13 protein-coding genes are annotated in these 16,656 nt (G+C 57.1%); 5 read left to right on the top strand and 8 right to left on the bottom strand.

Annotation, left to right across the window (positions count from 1 at the left end):
* Positions 1-86: 86 nt before the first annotated feature.
* The 3 genes from CHR62_RS11335 to CHR62_RS11325 are packed head-to-tail and all read right to left on the bottom strand — an operon-like array spanning position 87 to position 3,743.
* Positions 87-854 (bottom strand): ABC transporter ATP-binding protein, encoded by a 768-nt coding sequence (locus CHR62_RS11335; RefSeq protein WP_093969092.1) that lies wholly within the window; start codon positions 852-854, stop codon positions 87-89.
* Positions 851-2,698: an ATP-binding cassette domain-containing protein gene (locus CHR62_RS11330; protein WP_093969093.1), complete on the bottom strand. Its 1,848-nt coding sequence runs from the start codon at positions 2,696-2,698 to the stop codon at positions 851-853. Before CHR62_RS11330 ends, CHR62_RS11335 begins: the two co-directional genes overlap by 4 nt.
* A 4-nt stretch (positions 2,699-2,702) precedes the next feature.
* Entirely contained in the window at positions 2,703-3,743 is a 1,041-nt protein-coding gene (locus CHR62_RS11325) for a branched-chain amino acid ABC transporter permease (protein ID WP_093969094.1), read from the bottom strand.
* A gap of 385 nt (positions 3,744-4,128) precedes the next feature.
* On the opposite strand from CHR62_RS11325, the gene msrB reads away from it, so the two are divergent.
* Genes msrB through CHR62_RS11305 form a run of 4 tightly spaced genes read left to right on the top strand, consistent with a single transcriptional unit; the run spans position 4,129 to position 6,148 of the window.
* Positions 4,129-4,524 carry a peptide-methionine (R)-S-oxide reductase MsrB gene (msrB, locus tag CHR62_RS11320; protein ID WP_123661012.1) on the top strand — a complete coding sequence of 132 codons (396 nt, stop codon included), beginning with the start codon at positions 4,129-4,131 and terminating at the stop codon, positions 4,522-4,524.
* Complete coding sequence (locus CHR62_RS11315; protein WP_123661011.1) at positions 4,521-5,075, top strand: septation protein A; 555 nt, start codon at positions 4,521-4,523, stop codon at positions 5,073-5,075. The genes msrB and CHR62_RS11315 overlap by 4 nt, the downstream gene beginning before the upstream one ends.
* 19 nt (positions 5,076-5,094) lie before the next feature.
* Positions 5,095-5,355, top strand: coding sequence for a BolA family transcriptional regulator (locus CHR62_RS11310; RefSeq protein ID WP_093969097.1), 261 nt, complete (start codon positions 5,095-5,097; stop codon positions 5,353-5,355).
* Positions 5,356-5,371: 16 nt separating this feature from the next.
* Positions 5,372-6,148, top strand: coding sequence for a peptidylprolyl isomerase (locus CHR62_RS11305; protein ID WP_093969098.1), 777 nt, complete (start codon positions 5,372-5,374; stop codon positions 6,146-6,148).
* 84 nt (positions 6,149-6,232) lie between these two features.
* Here CHR62_RS11305 and ligA read toward each other — a convergent pair whose 3' ends face one another.
* The 3 genes from ligA to smc are packed head-to-tail and all read right to left on the bottom strand — an operon-like array spanning position 6,233 to position 12,877.
* The gene (ligA, locus tag CHR62_RS11300) at positions 6,233-8,272 is read right to left on the bottom strand and encodes an NAD-dependent DNA ligase LigA (protein ID WP_233574973.1); all 2,040 of its coding nucleotides are present in this window, start codon (positions 8,270-8,272) and stop codon (positions 6,233-6,235) included.
* On the bottom strand, positions 8,269-9,315 hold the full coding sequence (locus tag CHR62_RS11295) for a cell division protein ZipA C-terminal FtsZ-binding domain-containing protein (protein ID WP_123661010.1): 1,047 nt from the start codon (positions 9,313-9,315) through the stop codon (positions 8,269-8,271). The genes ligA and CHR62_RS11295 overlap by 4 nt, the downstream gene beginning before the upstream one ends.
* A gap of 37 nt (positions 9,316-9,352) precedes the next feature.
* The gene (smc, locus tag CHR62_RS11290; RefSeq protein ID WP_123661009.1) at positions 9,353-12,877 is read right to left on the bottom strand and encodes a chromosome segregation protein SMC; all 3,525 of its coding nucleotides are present in this window, start codon (positions 12,875-12,877) and stop codon (positions 9,353-9,355) included.
* Positions 12,878-13,053: 176 nt separating this feature from the next.
* On the opposite strand from smc, the gene lplT reads away from it, so the two are divergent.
* Positions 13,054-14,358: a lysophospholipid transporter LplT gene (gene lplT, locus CHR62_RS11285; protein WP_123661008.1), complete on the top strand. Its 1,305-nt coding sequence runs from the start codon at positions 13,054-13,056 to the stop codon at positions 14,356-14,358.
* Here lplT and CHR62_RS11280 read toward each other — a convergent pair.
* Both CHR62_RS11280 and tsaB read right to left on the bottom strand, forming a co-directional pair.
* Positions 14,355-15,242, bottom strand: a complete 888-nt coding sequence (locus tag CHR62_RS11280; RefSeq protein ID WP_123661007.1) for a uracil-DNA glycosylase — start codon at positions 15,240-15,242, stop codon at positions 14,355-14,357. The genes lplT and CHR62_RS11280 overlap by 4 nt on opposite strands.
* On the bottom strand, positions 15,239-16,483 hold the full coding sequence (gene tsaB, locus CHR62_RS11275) for a tRNA (adenosine(37)-N6)-threonylcarbamoyltransferase complex dimerization subunit type 1 TsaB (RefSeq protein ID WP_123661006.1): 1,245 nt from the start codon (positions 16,481-16,483) through the stop codon (positions 15,239-15,241). The genes CHR62_RS11280 and tsaB overlap by 4 nt, the downstream gene beginning before the upstream one ends.
* Positions 16,484-16,656: the final 173 nt, after the last annotated feature.

Genomic DNA, 16,656 nt, shown 5'->3' with positions numbered 1-16,656 from the left:
GAGCAACAAGCAGGTTTGATCGGGTTGCATACAGCCTTTGTGCCCAACACCTAGGGTGCTGGGCGACAGGGCTGGAAATCGCGCACTCAGGCTTCTTCGGCCTCTTTCTTGTTACCCAAACCCAGGTAACTTTCGATAACGCGTGGGTTATCAGCCAGATCTTTGGCCGGGCCCTCGAGGACGATATCGCCAGTTTCGAGCACATACCCATAGTCGGCAACTTGCAGTGCTGCACGGGCATTTTGCTCGACCAACAAAATAGAGACCCCAGTACGACGCAGTCGGGCGATGATGTGAAAAATTTCACGTACGATGCGTGGCGCCAGGCCCAGGCTGGGCTCGTCGAGCATCAGCAGCTGCGGCTGTGCCATTAAGGCTCGTCCAACGGCCAGCATCTGACGCTCGCCCCCTGACAACGTTCCCGCTTCTTGGGTGCGGCGCTCACGTAAGCGCGGAAACAACTCGAAAACTTCTTCGATCTTGTCTCGCCAGCCTGCAACACCTGCACGATACAAACGAAAACCACCCAACAACAGGTTGTCTTCGACCGACATGCTGCCGAACAATTCGCGCGACTCGGGGACCAGGCACAGCCCACCCGCCACGCGCTGTTCGACCTGCCAGCTTGAAATGTCTTGGCCAAGGTAGCTGACCTGGCCCGAGCTATGCCCGTTGGCGGGCAAAGAGCCCATGATGGAGTTAAGCAAGGTCGACTTGCCAGCACCGTTACCACCAATAACCGTCACAATACTGCCTGGCGCCACCTGAATATTGGCACCGCTTAGTGCTGTGACCTTGCCATATTGCGTTACCAGGCCATTAACCTGCAAAACTGCTTTTTCTGTTGTCGTCATGCTGTTCCCCCGGCGGCTGCAGGCGACGGGGCGGCTGCGTCTTCGCCGTCAATATCAAGATCATCGTCAATACCACCCAGGTACGCTTCGAGTACGGCCGGGTTGGTTTGCACTTCGGATGGCAGACCTTCTGCAATCTTGGTACCGAAGTCCATAACCACCAGGTGGTCGGTAAGGTTCATGACGAAATCCATGTCGTGCTCTACCAGCAAGATGCTCATACCTTCTTGACGGAGTTGATCAAGCACTTTGGCCAGTTCCTGCTTTTCTTTGTAGCGCAAACCTGCGGCAGGCTCGTCGAGCAGCAGCAAAACGGGGTCGGCGGCCAAGGCGCGGGCAATTTCAAGAATACGTTGTTGCCCCAGTGCCAGATTACCGGCCTGCTCGTAGAGATAGTCGCCCAGACCAACGCGATGCAACTGCTTGGCAGCTTCGTGCAGGAGCTCGGCCTCGCTGCGACGGTCGGTGTGCAGCGTCGCGGAAACCACGCCAACATCGCGGCGCAAATGCGCACCAATGGCTACGTTTTCGAGCACTGTCATGGTGGGCAGCAACTGCACGTGCTGAAAGGTACGACCGACACCCAACTTGGCGATTTCACGCGAAGGAAGTTTGTCGAGGCGATTACCCAGGAACTCGACACGGCCACTGGTGGCAGGCAACACCCCGGTAATCAGGTTGAACGTTGTACTTTTACCCGCACCGTTGGGGCCAATAAGACCCATGATTTCGCCGGCCTTGAGCTTGAAGCTGATGTTGTTGACAGCCACCAGACCACCGAACTCTTTACGGGCGTTTTCGACCTCGAGCACCAGCGTGCCGACCTCGGGGCGCGCGCGACGCGGCAGTTCGGCCGCTTCGGGTGGCGGGGGCAGCTTGCGCTGAGTCGTTTGGCCTGTCACCGTGCGCCATACCGACGCCAGCATGGGCCAGACGCCATCGCGGGCGTACTGCAATACCAGCACCATAAGAATACCGAACACCACCAGTTCGAAGTTGGCGGTTGTGTGGATAATCGCCGGCAACACGTTCTGGATTTGGTCTTTGAGCGTCAGGATAAGGCTGGAACCGACAACTGCGCCCCAAACACTGCTGCTACCCCCGACAACCGCCATAAACAGGTATTCGATGCCGTAGTTAAGACCGAACGGGCTGGGGCTGACGGCGCGCTGCATGTGGGCATACAACCAGCCCGACACGCATGACAGCAAGGCCGCATATACAAAAATAATAATTTTGTAATTGGCCATGTTGATGCCGAAGGACTCGGCCATGACCGACCCACTTTTGAGCGCACGAATGGCACGACCGGGACGCGAATGAAGCAGATTGTGCGTAGCCCACAGCGACAACAGGACCGCTACCCAGATCAGGTAGAAGATCTCGCGGCCACTGGACAGGCTCATGCCAAAGAAATTAATGGCCTGAATACCTGCAATACCGTCGTACTGCCCAAGCATTTCGAGGTTACCGAACAGGTAAAACAAAGAAAGGCTCCAGGCAATAGTGCCAAGTGGCAAATAGTGGCCCGACAGGCGCAGCGTGATAGCCCCCAAGAAATAGGCGACCAACAGGGTAAGCACCAGACCAAACAGCAAAGCCAGCCAGGGCGACCAGGCCATAGCCGTGGTCAGATACGCCGTGGAGTATGCCCCCAAACCAACGAATGCCGCCTGACCAAACGATGTCAGACCACCAACGCCGGTGAGCAGCACAAGCCCCAGAACCACCAGCGAAGCCAGGCCAATGTAGTTGAGTTGGGTAATCCAGAATTCTGGCGTAGACCCCATAAGCGGCAATACCGCCAGAACAACAATAAAAACAGCAAGAATAAGTCGATTCATGGCGTCACTCCTCGTCATCGTGATGGCTGGCGGAGCCAAACGAACGCCACAACAACACTGGAATAATCAGCGTAAACACAATTACCTCTTTGTAGGCACTGGCCCAGAAGGACGAAAATGCCTCGAGAATCCCGACAAACAATGCACCGAGGGCAGCCAACGGATAGCTGACCAACCCGCCTACGATGGCGGCAACGAAGCCCTTGAGGCCGATAAGGAAGCCGGTGTCGTAGTAAATGGTGGTGACCGGTGAAATCAGCATGCCCGACAGCGCGCCAATAGCTGCAGCCAGCGTAAAGGTGAGGCTGCCCGACATATTGGTGCTGATACCCACCAGGCGCGCGCCACGGCGGTTAACGGCGGTAGCACGCAAAGCGCGACCGTACAACGTTTTGCCAAAGAAGAGCCAGAGGGCGATGATCAGTATTGCGCAGGTTGCCAATACAAAGAATGTCTGTGCAGACCAGATGACTGCGCCAAACTGGATTTCGCCTTCCATGAACGGCGGCGTGCGCCAACCCTCGGCACCGAAGAACACCAGCCCCAGACCCAGCAGGGCAAAGTGAACCGCCACCGAAATGATGAGCAAAACCAACACGCTGGCCTCGGCCACGGGCTGATAGGCCAAACGGTAGATCATGGGCCCCAAAGGGATGACCAGGGCGAGCGCGAAAACCACGCTAAGCCACAGCGGCGTGTTTTCACTAACCACATAGGGAGCCAGCAAGTACAACGCAACGGGCAGCACCAGCGTACCCAGTGCCGCCTTGGGCAAACGCTTCCAGTCGTTACGACGGACAGCAGAAAACAGTTCGAGGGCGAATGTAGCAACACCGACAATAAGCAGCAAAGCTACCGTACCGGGAATTTGGCCGTTGACCATGAACGCCAGCGTAAGCGCGCCATAGGCGACGAATTCGCCCTGAGGAATGAAAACGACCCGCGTGACCAGGAAGACCAACACCAGGGCAAGCCCTAACAGCGCATAGACTGCACCGTTAAGCACGCCGTCCTGGAGCAAAATGAAAAAGATTGTTGAGTCCATCTATCGAAACACCAATAAATATAAAGATGGGGAACGCCGGACGCGCATCCCGAAGGCCAGAAATGGCGAAAATGGATCAGCGCATCGGGAAAACATCTAAGTGCATTTTGACTCCTCGTATTAGTAGATTTATAGCGAGCGCGATTGTTAACCGGCCGACTTTTTGGACTTAAACAAACAGCCGCAAAGTTAACATAGATTGGGGGGTGTGGAATCTAGGGGATTCCCTGCATAAATCGACTTATTGTTCGACTTTAAACCACCAAAATACCGAGCCGTAAAACGCCGGAATCTTTGCTCTGAAGGAACCAAAATCAATCAGGAAAGTCGATTAACATTGCGGGTTGAGAAATTACAGACATTCGCGCATTCGAAGGAAAGCAGCATGGATAAAGTCATCAAAACAGAGGCCGAGTGGCAGGCGCAACTCAGCCCGGAAGCGTTCTATGTCACGCGCCAGAAAGGTACCGAGCGAGCATTTACAGGACAGTACTGGAACACCACCCAAGTCGGCACGTATCGATGCGTGTGTTGCGACACAGCCTTATTCAGGTCCGATACAAAATTTGACGCAGGTTGCGGCTGGCCCAGTTACTTCGAACCCATCGACAACGACCTTATCCGCGAAGAGCAAGACACCAGCCATGGCATGATTCGTACCGAGGTCATGTGCGCAGTATGCGATGCCCATCTGGGCCACGTGTTTCCCGACGGCCCACCCCCTACCGGTCTGCGCTACTGCATCAACTCGCTGTCACTTTCTTTTGAGCCCGAGGCATGAAGAAATTTCTGTTCGACCTTTTCCCCCTGATCCTGTTTTTTGTCGCCTTCAGGCTGGCCGACAGCATGTATGTCGCCACTGCAGTGGCCATCGCAGCCAGTGTTGCCCAGTTTGTATGGCTCAAGGCCACTAAAAAAACCATCGAAGCCACCCACTGGATCAACCTGACCGTCATCGTGTTGTTTGGCGGTGCCACCCTGGTCTTGCAAAACGACGCCTTCATCAAATGGAAGCCCACGGTGCTGTACTGGATTTTCGCGGTTATCTTGCTGGCCGGAAAATGGTTGTTTGGTCGTAACTTGCTACAAAAAGTAATGGGTACCCAAATTGAACTTCCTGCCAACATATGGGACAAAATGAACTACAGCTGGTCTGCATTCTTTATTGCATCCGGCGCACTGAACCTGTATGTTGCGTTCTCAGGCCAATTTACCGAATCGCAATGGGTCAATTTCAAGGTGTTCGGTCTCATGGCGCTTTTGCTTGTGTTTGTCGTGGCTCAATCCATCTGGCTCAGCCGTCACATCAAAGATAGCTCCGACCCCTCCTGAACCCTTTTATTTCGCTCAAATGAACAAAGAACGTATCGATCTGGTTCACGCCCGCCTTCAGGCCCTCGAACCCAGCCAACTCGAAATCATCGACGAGTCGCACTTGCATGCCGGCCATGCCGGCAGCCAATCGGGGGCCAGCCATTTACGCGTCATTATCGCTTCGCCACAGTTCCAGGGGTTACGCGCCTTGCAACGTCATCGCCTCGTGTATGATCAAGTCAGCGACCTCATCCCTTTTCCAATTCACGCTTTGGCCATCGTGGCCAACACAAACTAAACGCTCAAGGAAGTTTATGAAGAAGCTCGTCATGTTCGCAGCCGCCTGCGCAATTTCTGTTCCCGTTTACGCACAGAATGTCGCAACGGTTAACGGCAAGCCCCTCACACAGGCACAAATTGACCAATTCGTTACCTTGTTGGTCGGCCAGGGCGCCCAAGATACCCCGCAGTTGCGCGAACAGGTCAAACAAGAAATGATCGGACGTATGGTTGCCGTTCAGGCCGCCGAACGCGCACGCGTCGATCGCAAAGAAGACGTCAAGCAAGAACTTGAAATGGCGCGCCAAAGCATTCTGGTTCGCGCCCTGATGGAAGACTACCTGAAGAAAAATCCGGTCACCGACCAAGAAGTTCAGGCAGAGTACAACGAAATCAAAAAGGCCCAGGCCGATGCCAAAGAATTCAAAGTCAGTCATATTCTGGTCGCTGACGAAAGCAAAGCCAAAGAACTGACCCAAAAAATCAAAGCCAACGAAATCAGCTTCGAAGATGCTGCCAAGGCCGACTCAATCGACCCAGGCAGCGCCAAAGAAGGCGGCTCGCTGGGTTGGGCACAGGCCAGCAACTACGTGCCTGAGTTTGCCGAAGCCGTCGAACGCCTGAAAAACGGCGAAATGACGGCCGAACCCGTCAAGTCGCAATTTGGCTGGCACATTGTGCGTGTCGACGACTCTCGCGCCGTTAGCTTCCCCGAGCTGGCCGAAGTCAAGCCACAACTCGAAGAGATGATGCGCCAGGAAAAACTGGCCCAGTACCAAAAAGACCTGATGGACCAGGCCAAAATCCAGTAACCTCCGGGTCAAGGTCAAAAAAAGCCGCCCCCTTAACAGGGGCGGCTTTTTTACATGGGTAACTTCTTGGCAAGGGCTAGTTTTTTATCCGGCATTCAGCATATTGATCAGCTGAGTCTCGTCGATAATTGTCACGCCCAGCTCGGCCGCCTTGGCCAGCTTGCTGCCCGCTTCGGCCCCAGCCACCACATAGGCCGTCTTTTTCGACACCGACCCGCTCACTTTGCCGCCCGCTGCCATAATCATGCGGGTCGCCTCATCGCGTGTCAGGGTAGGCAAAGTGCCTGTCAGAACCAGTGTTTTACCCGACAACAATTGCTGGACCGGCTCGGCGTCAGCCTGAGCATGCACGCCCGCCTGCTCAAGAGCATCGATAACCTCGCGGTTATGGGCTTCCGCGAAAAACTCAAGGATAGCCTGGGCCACAACCGGGCCCACGTCAGGCACAGAAAGCAATGCGGCCTCGTCGGCCAGCATGACTGCCCGCAACGCGCCAAAATGACGCGCCAAGTCGCGCGCCGTAGTTTCGCCGACATGACGTATACCCAAGGCAAACAACAACCGCCCCAAAGATGGCGTACGCGCTTTTTCTATCGCGGCAACCAGGTTTTCGGCAGACTTTCGGCCCATACGTTCGAACAACAACAAGTCTTCGACGCGCAACGAGAACAAGTCGGCCAGCGACTTGACCCTGCCCGAATCAACCAGTTGCTCAACCAGTTTTTCGCCCAAGCCTTCAATATCGAGCGCCTTGCGCCCGGCCGCATGCAACAAACTTTGCTTACGCTGAGCCGCACAAAACAAACCACCGGTGCAGCGCGAAATGGCTTCACCGTCGGACCGATGCACCGCCGAACCGCACACAGGACACTGCGTGGGCATCTGGAATATCGAAGTCGCGTCAGGCCGAAGATCGATAACCGGGCCGACAATTTCGGGGATGACATCACCGGCACGACGCACAATCACGGTATCGCCAATACGCACATCTTTGCGCCGGATTTCGTCTTCGTTGTGCAGTGTTGCGTTGGTGACCGTTACGCCGCCCACAAACACCGGCTTTAAACGCGCGACGGGCGTAATCGCACCAGTGCGGCCCACCTGAATATCGATGCCCAGCAATGTGGTGGTTTCTTCTTGGGCCGGAAACTTATGAGCCAAGGCGAAACGCGGGGCTCGCGCCACAAAGCCAAGGACGCTATGGGCCTGGAGACTGTTAACTTTGTAGACCACCCCGTCGATATCAAACGGCAGGCCAGGTCGCCGGGCCCCTACGTCTTTGTAGAACGCCAATAACCCGTCGGCACCCTTTACTACGGCACGATCGGGGCTGACTGGCAACCCCAGCGTCTGAAACCAATCGAGCATACCGGACTGCGTCTGCCTTCCCTCGGTAGAAAGCTCACCCCAGCCATAGGCATAAAAACGCAGCGGGCGCCGCGCCGCGATACGCGGATCGAGCTGACGCAAACTACCTGCGGCCGCGTTCCGGGGATTCACGAAAATTTTGTCGCCGCGCGCTTGCTGCTCGCGATTGAGGCGTTCGAAATCTTGAGTATTAATAAATACTTCGCCACGTACTTCAAGTATGTCGGGCGCATCGCCGTGCAGCTTGAGCGGCACCGAACGCAGCGTACGAATATTGTGGGTAACGTCCTCACCCTGAAGCCCGTCCCCCCGGGTAGCTGCCTGCACCAGGCGCCCTTTTTCGTAGCGCAATGACACGGCTAAACCGTCGAACTTGTACTCGGCTTGATATTCGACCTGTCCGCCGATGGGCAACAGACCGCTGTCGCGCAACGCATCGGCAACCCGGCGATCGAAGGCCTGAATGGCCTCGTCATCGAAGCCGTTGTCGAGCGACAGCATGGGCACCGCATGACGTACCGTAGCAAATGCGGCCATTGGCGCCGAGCCGACCCGCTGGGAAGGTGATTCGGGGGTTACCAATTGCGGGTACTGCGCCTCGAGGGCTTGCAGTTGTGCCATCAGCCGATCATATTCGGCATCGGATACCACCGGCGCGTCTTGCGCGTAATACCGAATGTTGTGCTGATTGATTTCTTGTCGCAGGGCGTCGACCTGCTGCTGTACCTGGGCAGGCACCAAAGAAGTCGATGTCACGAGAACAACCTTGCTGTGCGCTCAGAGCCAGGAGCGAAACCTGCCTGCGTCAATTGGGCATACATGGCGGCGAGTTGCTTGTCGATGGTAGCATCCGAAGCCTCCGAAACCGGACGTCCCTGATCATCGACCAGCACCGCATCAAGACGCTGCGCCAGATCTCGACCAACACTGGCCATCCGGCTGAAAGCCTGTGCATCGGCCGGGCTATTTGGAAGATCGAGCAGCAGGTCGAGGCGACCGACACGATCGCCCAGGAAAGCCGACACGGGCGAGCCGTCGAACATAAGCGTGAACCGGGCTGCACCTGATTCGGCGACCCAGGCCATATGCGCGCCAACCCGGGCAAAGCCGGCCTCGATGACGGTGTCGCGCACGCTTGCTACCTGCGCAGGCGACGGCAACTGCAGGGCCAGCCCCACCTGGGCATCAAGCCCCGCACACATTGCGTCTAAGGCAGCGGCCTGAGCCACAACATCGTCCTGCTCTGGACCCTCGACTGCACCGTCGAATTTTTCGGCCAGCGCTTGGGCCGCCGTCCAGAGCTGCGACCATTCGATATCGGTCATGGGACCACTACGGTTGGCCAGCAGTACGGCAATCTGCAACGAAGCGCACGCTTCGCCCGCAGGCAACCCGGCACAATGCGTGCCATCGGGCAATTCTGAGAAATAACGCAACGGACGTACGTCAGCCGGAATAAGTGCCTTGGCAGCCTCGGCCAGGTCACCTGACTGAACCGGCTGCGTGAAAACAATATCAATCACCGCCTCGCAGACAGCGTCGACCTCGTCGGGCTCGGTCGCAACATCGCGGCGCGTGTGAGAGACTTCGTGACTCACCCCCGCAACGCCATCGGTCAGACCGGGCTCTTTGCGACCGACCACAGGTGGTAACCCGCCCAGCAACGGATCTTCTTCTGTTTGAGGAAACTGGGCTTGCATGCGTTTGCGCACGCTACGATCTTGCCACCAATTGTAGGCCAGCACGGCCAAAACGATCACAACACCCAGGGCAATTAACCCAATCTGAAAATCACTCATGCCATTTCCGCTTAGCGGCCCCTGATTCCTGTCATAGTCATACCTGAGCCAACTGCATGGCCGACTCGATATCGACTGCCACGATGCGTGATACACCCTGCTCTGGCATGGTAACCCCAATCAACTGCTTGGCCATCTGCATCGCGATTTTGTTGTGAGAAATAAATAAAAACTGTGTCTGGTCGCTCATGCTGCTCACCAGCTTTGCATAACGCTCGGTATTGGCATCGTCGAGTGGCGCATCGACTTCGTCCAGCAAACAAAACGGCGCCGGATTTAACTTGAACAACGCAAACACCAACGCTGTCGCCGTAAGCGCCTTCTCGCCCCCAGAGAGCAGATGAATTGTGCTGTTACGCTTGCCGGGCGGCTGTGCCATGACCTGCACACCCGCATCAAGAATTTCATCACCCGTAATAATAAGCCGGGCTTCACCGCCGCCAAAAAGGCGGGGAAACAACTCGCCAAAATGGTGATTGACCGTATCGAACGTACTCTGAAGCAATTCGCGGGTTTCTTTGTCGATTCTACGAATGGCGTCTTCAAGTGTCTCGATGGCACGGCATAAATCGGCGTGCTGGGCATCGAGATAATCTTTACGCTGACGCGCCTGATTCAGTTCGTCGAGTGCGGCCAGATTCACCGCCCCCAGCGCGTCGACTTCTCGAGAAATTCGCTGAACCTCGGACTGCAGCCACCCGACGCGCTGCCAGGTTTCGGGCTGCGTGGCCAGAAAGCGCCGCAACTCGTCTCGATCAACCTGCTGTGCATCGAGCTGCTCGGAATACTGTTCAACGGTCAGCCGGGCCGCCTGCTCTTGCAATTGCAACTCGGTAATCCGCGACCGCAAGGGTTCGAGCAAACGTTCGTTCGCCAGACGCTGCTCATCGGCTTCGCGCAAGGCCGCCGCCAGGTTATCCATTTCGATACGCGCCTGAGCCAGATCATCTTCGCAGGCGGCCCGGGTCTCGAGAGCGTCTTGCAGGCCGGCCTCGGCGGCCGACGCGTCAAGCTCAAACAACTCGCCCTGCAGTGACTCAAGCTCGTCGATAGCGCGTCGCGACTGCGCTTGTGCCAACTCGAGGTTGCGTTGAAGGTCGGCCAAGCGCGACTGTAATGCCCGCGCCGAAAATTGCGACTCTTGTACACGCCGTTCCAGGTCACGTACCGCAGTGCGCGCTGTCTCAGCCTCTTGAGCAAGGCGCTCGCCCGACATCTCGGCGTCAGCAAACTGTGTTTGCAAATCGGCCAGCTCAAGATCAAGCGTTTCGAAACGGGCCTCGGCCTCTTCGCGCGAAGCCGCCAGCGTCTCAAGCTCGGCGTCGATTTCGGCTTGCTCTTCGTGAATACGGCCAGCCCGTTGACTGGACTGCTCGGCCTGCTGATGCAGCCTCGAATAGGTCAACTGCACATCATGTGTTCGACGCGTCAATTCGGCCACACGCGTACGCGCCGGCGCCATGGCTTGCGACACGCTTTGCCAGGCGGCTTCTGCACGCGCGACCGCCGACAACGCCTGATCAGCAATCAATTGCTGGGCCTTGATCTCGCGTTGCAGGTTTTCAATTTCTTGCTGGCGCGCCAGCATTCCAGCCTGTTCTGAGTCGGGGGCATAAAAGCGGACACTATGCGCATCGATGAGATGCCCTTCTTTGACCACAAAAACCCCGCCGGGCGGCAAGACGTTTCGGTGCGCAAGCGCCTGGTTCAGATCATCGACACGAAAAACACCCGTCAACCAACCGTCCAGCAAGGTCCGCAGGTCGGGATCAACCGTCTTCAACAAGGCAGTGAGCGGTTGCAGCCCTTGCGGCACAACCGGCGACGGCGCGGCCACCGGACGTTGATAAAACGCCAGACGCGCCGGGGGGGGATCCTGGGCAAAAGCCCTGGCATGTTCGATATGCCGAATTTCAAGGCCTGCCAGGCACTCTTGCAGCACCGCCTCAAGGGCAGCCTCCCAACCAGGCTCGATATGCAGCTTTTGCCATAACCTGCCCAAACCGGTCAGCTCGTGCTTTTCGAGCCAGGGCTGCAATGTGCCGCGCTTCTGGACATCTTCTTGCAACTTGACCAAGGCTGCGAACCGGGCTTCAAGACGCGAAACATTCGAAGACTCGGCGCGAGCCGCTTCCTGGGCCCGCTGACGACGATCATCGAGATCGGGTAATTGTCCTTCAAGTTCAAGCACCTGAGCCTGCGCCTCTTCAAGCTGGGCTTGGAGCATATCCAGCTCGCCGCGCAACCGGTCGAGCTCGCCGGCATCGGGCACATTCATGTCGCGCAGCTCGTTGGTCAAGCGCTCTCGTCGTATGCGCAATGCCTCGATCTGGCGCGCAGCATCGGCCTGAGTTTGCGCCACCAGCGCCAGATTCTGCTCGACCCTGGACAGCACCTGGCGCATCTCGTCGCGCGACGCCCCCGCTGCACGCACCCGCGCATCAATGTCGGGCAGACGTTCTGTAGCAGTTTCGGCCTGCGCTTGCAAAACCTCGGTTTGCGCGTTCAAGGTCTCAACCTCTTCGTGCGTCTCTTCGATTTGCCCCGCGCAGTGCGCTGCTTGATCTTGCCATTCTTGTTGCTGCGCCTGAAGCTGGGCGCGACGGGCCTGAACCCTAGAGCGGGAATCCACGACATGCCGGATTTCGGCTTCGAGGCGACTGACCAGGGCACCTGCCTCGTAGAGTTTGCCCTGCGCGGTGTGCACGCGGTCACTGGCCTGATAGTGCGCCTGACGACGCGACTCGAGATCAGCTTCAGTTCGACGCAGCCCGGCAATCGCGCCCTCAAGTTCGGTTTGCGCTTGTTCTATGGCGACAAAACGCGCCTTCTGGTCGCCTCTTGCCGCTTCTTCACGCAGCAACCAGAGCACTCGTTGCTTTTGCTCGCCGTCGGACTGCAACCCTCGATATCGCGCGGCCACCTGTGCCTGTCCTTCGAGTTTCTCGAGTTGAGTGTCGAGTTCACGAAGAATGTCTTCAAGGCGTGTCAGATTTTCGCGCGTATCGGACAGCCGGTTCTCGGTCTCGCGACGACGCTCTTTGTAGCGTGAAACACCGGCCGCCTCTTCGAGATAAACCCGCAATTCGTCAGGCTTGGCCTCGATGAGGCGATTGATCATGCCCTGACCAATAATGGCGTAGCCCCTTGACCCAAGCCCGGTGCCAAGAAAAATATCGTGAATGTCACGACGACGGACCTGCTGATTATTAATGTAGTAGCTGCTCGTGCCGTCGCGCGTCAGGACGCGGCGTACCGCAATTTCGGCGTACGTGCTCCATTGCCCCACCGCCCGGCCGTCGGCGTTGTCAAACACCAGTTCTACCGAAGCGCGCGCCGCCTGCTTACGCTGGCCAGACCCATTAAAAATAACGTCTTGCATCGACTCGCCGCGCAGCTCGGAGGCACGGGTTTCACCCAACACCCAACGCACGGCATCGATAATATTTGACTTGCCACAGCCGTTCGGACCCACCACACCGACCAATTGACTGGGTGTGGGTATGACGGTAGGTTCGACAAACGACTTAAAGCCGGCAAGTTTGATTTGTGAAAGACGCACGATGGACGAATCGGGGGCTGCGGCGACAGCAAAATTTTAACGCCTAATAATACCCCAGCCCTGCATTGTTCAAGCTGAAGCTATACTTCAAATCTTGTTGCCTTTGGCAAACCTTAAAAATTCCTTAAAATTAGTCCGCCACTTTTTTTTCAACCCCCCTTTCACCGAGAACCAACTTGAAAAAAGGCTTTTATCTGGTCATGACAGCCCAGGCGTTATCGTCTCTGGCCGACAACGCCCTGCTCATTGCAGCCATCGCGCTTATTGCCGACCTGCAAGGTCCTGATTGGATGGCGCCCATGATGAAATGGTGGTTTGCACTGGCTTATGTCGTGCTGGCGGCGTTTGTCGGCGCATTTGCCGACGCCTTCCCAAAAGGGAAGGTCATGTTCGCCACCAACGCCGTCAAGCTGGCGGGGTGTCTACTCATGTTCAGCTACCAAAGCCTGGGGTTCGAGACCACTGGGCAACTGGGGTTGATTTTCGCTGCCTACACGCTGGTAGGCATAGGCGCAGCGGCCTACTCTCCGGCTAAGTACGGCATCGTGACCGAAATGTTGCCGCCCGACCAGCTCGTCAAAGGCAACAGCTGGATCGAGGGCCTGACTGTCCTATCCATTATTTTTGGTACGGTACTGGGCGGCGTGCTGATCAACCCGCATGTATCCGAAATGCTGCTCAGCCATGCCTGGATCAGCGCGGTGGTCAACACACGTGCCGAAGCCGCCATTTTTATCATCGGCTTCATCTATTTGCTGGCAGCAAGCTGCAACTTGCTTATTCCAAGCACTAATGTCAGCTACCCCAAACAACAAACCAACCCTGTCAAGCTGGTGCGAGAATTCAGCTATTACGTCAAAACCCTCTGGGGCGACAAACTCGGGCAAATTTCGCTGGCGGTTACCACACTGTTCTGGGGCGCCGGGGCAACGCTGCAGCTAATTCTCATCGAATGGGGCGCGCAGCACTTAGGCTACCGGCTAGACCAGGCTTCTATCTTGATGGGGGTCGCCGCAGTGGGCACCATTGTCGGGGCCGTACTTGCCGGGCGTGTGCCACTTAAAAAAGCCCTGTGCGTTTTGCCTTTGGGCGTCGTCATGGGCTTTACCGTATTGCTTATGCCCCTGGTATACGAGCCCTGGGCTGTCTATACCCTGCTCATGCTAATTGGCGGGTTAAGCGGTTTCTTTGTGGTGCCTATGAACGCCATGCTGCAACATCGTGGCCACGTATTGCTGTCGGCGGGCCATTCTATTGCAGTACAAAACTTCAACGAGCAATTAAATATCTTGTTGATGCTGGCTACGTACAGCCTGATGCTCTGGCTGAAGCTGCCCATCAACATCATTATCATCATCTTCGGCTTGCTGGTTGCCAGCCTGATGGCCGTGTTTATCCGCTGGAACCGCTTAAACCACCAGCGTGACGCGTCATTACAAGATCAAATCGGCCAACACGGCCACGGGCAGGCGCTGCACTAGGCTGCCAGGGCCGCCCGCGCAAGGTGCAAGTCTTGCCAGGCGGCCGCCTTATATTGGCCCCGCAACAACAGCGACGCTGGGTGGTGCGTTACCACCATAGGGATATCTACCCCACGGTCGGTATAACGATGCACTTGCCCCCGCAACTGATCGAGACTGGCCCGCTGCCCGACCAACGCTTGGGCCGCCTGCCACCCCAGCACCAGCAAACCACTGGGTCGAACCAATGCAATTTGTTGCTGCAAATAGGGCAAACAAGCCTGAATTTCGTCGGCGCGGGGCGTACGACCACCTTTTGGACGGCATTTAAGCAAATTGGTATAAAACACCGACGCCTGCGGAAGAATACCTGCAGCCGCAAGCATGGTACTTAAAAGCTCGCCCGCCTTACCCTGAAACGGCAGCCCAAGGTGATCATCGTGATCGCCAGGCGCCTCGCCGATAATCATCCAGTGGGGCGCACTGGTCTGACCGTCACCAAACACCGTTTGATGACGGCCTGCATGCAAGCCACAGGCCTGACAGCCCGCCACAGTTTGAGCCAGCAGCGCAAGGTCGGCGGGCAGATCAACCCGCCGCACCGGCTGCACGGGGCTAGCGTCAACAGGCTGAGTAGCCGCCAGCTTTTGCGCCACCGATTGCACCGGCGCCCGATGCATCGGTGGGGACCCGACAGCAGCGTCTGTGCGTTTCGAAGCCGAGGTTTCTTGACCCGAAGACGGAACGTTAACCGGCGTAACGCCGGCCCCTGGCGCAATACGCGCCGACGTAAACAGGGCCGAAGTATCGGCCAAAGTGGCCAGCAATTTTCGATCGATGCCGAGTTCGGCGAGCCAGGCGGCCTGGGTCGCGGTCAAGGCAATGGCAGATTGCGACGACGTCATGATTGCCCCGCCAGGGGATCGAGCCCCTTTTGTAGCACGAGCGCATCTTCGCGCGGGTGGCTTCCGTTGGGATAATAGCCCTTGCGCAAACCCACTTGAACAAAGCCCCTGTTGGTGTAAAACGCGACCGCCGACTGATTGGACGGACGCACTTCGAGTAACAGCGCCGGCAAGCCGGCTTGCCGCGTTTCGAGTTCAGCCTGGCGCACCAACCGATATCCCAGACCCTGACGTTGCATGGCCGGCGACACTGCGATCAGCAAAAGATGGGCAACATCGGGGGCATGCTGAACCACACTGAAGCCAACGACTTGGTCACCAAGCATCGCCACTTTAGCGCTATACCCAGCCTTGAGCGCGTCGGCAAAATTACCGCGCGTCCACGGATGAGACTGGACCCGGGCCTCAAGTGCGGTGACCGCATCGAGGTGCTCGTCGGTCATAGGCACAAGCTGAACCGCGGACTGCGTTTTTGGATTGCCGCCCATCCCCTGCTCGCGTTCTGCTGTGGTGTAAGCGACCTTGTCGCGTACATAAAGCGGCGCGGCCTGCGCCGGTTGTACTACCCGCCCCGCTTGCAGAAACCGACGAGCCTGCTGCGCAACAGCCGCGCCCGTAGCGCGAACGGGCAAACCCAGTCGCACGGGAGCTTCGGCATCGGCCAACAACAGCCCCCCCGGCAACACCAGCCCCGGGTAGGCATCAAGGGCATCACCAATGACAGCGATCGAACCAGGCTGACTGGCCCGCCATTGACGCGCCTGACGGCCCAGCCAAAAAGCAAAATCGTCGACACCAACTAGGGTAGCGGCCTGAAGCTCGACCAGGTCCCCATTGGGCTGGGGCGCATAAACCGCTGCATATATCTCGTTCATGCGAGCATCTTGTGCCACAACGCGAATGGCGTCGTTGTGGGTGTCGGACGCGGCAGCCGCCAGCAACGAAGGCACAGGCACTGCTGGAACGCCCAAGGCATACGACAAGCCCTGGGCCACGCCGCACGCCACGCGCAAACCCGTAAAACCGCCCGGCCCCTGTCCGAAAGCAATGGCCGACACATCGGTCCGGGCAATGCCGGCTTGGTCAAGCGCTTCTTGCACCATGGGGAGCAAACGTTCGGCGTGCTCACCTGTACCTTCGTGGCTGACCACATACGTTCTTTCATGACCGTCAATTACCGACAGCAAAGCCACGTCGCAGACACGTGACGAAGTTTCCAGGGCAAGAATATGCAGATTCATAGTGCTATTTTAAAGCCTGATTCCCGGGCATTCGGCTATCGTCCAAAAATTTGCTACCCGAACCGGCACCAGAGTGCTAATCTTGGCTTGCCCTGTAAAAAGGGGTGATCCGTGTGTCGCCAACGTAAAAATGGTAAGCCCCGTTTCTACGAAATCCTTAATGTGTAATATCT

It is taken from the genome of Pusillimonas sp. NJUB218 (genome assembly GCF_003788685.1).
In the GTDB taxonomy this organism is placed as follows: domain Bacteria; phylum Pseudomonadota; class Gammaproteobacteria; order Burkholderiales; family Burkholderiaceae_B; genus Neopusillimonas.
Note: the sequence above shows the minus strand (reverse complement) of the source record. Positions and strands in the feature narration are given on the sequence as shown.

What these genes read in the sequence shown, in the direction of transcription:
- CHR62_RS11310 (WP_093969097.1), top strand. Translation starts at nt 5,095, where the DNA reads ATGAACAAAGAACGTATCGATCTGGTTCACGCCCGCCTTCAGGCCCTC.
- tsaB (WP_123661006.1), bottom strand. Translation starts at nt 16,483, where the DNA reads ATGAATCTGCATATTCTTGCCCTGGAAACTTCGTCACGTGTCTGCGAC.
- CHR62_RS11325 (WP_093969094.1), bottom strand. Translation starts at nt 3,743, where the DNA reads ATGGACTCAACAATCTTTTTCATTTTGCTCCAGGACGGCGTGCTTAAC.
- CHR62_RS11330 (WP_093969093.1), bottom strand. Translation starts at nt 2,698, where the DNA reads ATGAATCGACTTATTCTTGCTGTTTTTATTGTTGTTCTGGCGGTATTG.
- CHR62_RS11295 (WP_123661010.1), bottom strand. Translation starts at nt 9,315, where the DNA reads ATGAGTGATTTTCAGATTGGGTTAATTGCCCTGGGTGTTGTGATCGTT.
- CHR62_RS11280 (WP_123661007.1), bottom strand. Translation starts at nt 15,242, where the DNA reads ATGACGTCGTCGCAATCTGCCATTGCCTTGACCGCGACCCAGGCCGCC.
- msrB (WP_123661012.1), top strand. Translation starts at nt 4,129, where the DNA reads ATGGATAAAGTCATCAAAACAGAGGCCGAGTGGCAGGCGCAACTCAGC.
- CHR62_RS11315 (WP_123661011.1), top strand. Translation starts at nt 4,521, where the DNA reads ATGAAGAAATTTCTGTTCGACCTTTTCCCCCTGATCCTGTTTTTTGTC.
- CHR62_RS11305 (WP_093969098.1), top strand. Translation starts at nt 5,372, where the DNA reads ATGAAGAAGCTCGTCATGTTCGCAGCCGCCTGCGCAATTTCTGTTCCC.
- CHR62_RS11335 (WP_093969092.1), bottom strand. Translation starts at nt 854, where the DNA reads ATGACGACAACAGAAAAAGCAGTTTTGCAGGTTAATGGCCTGGTAACG.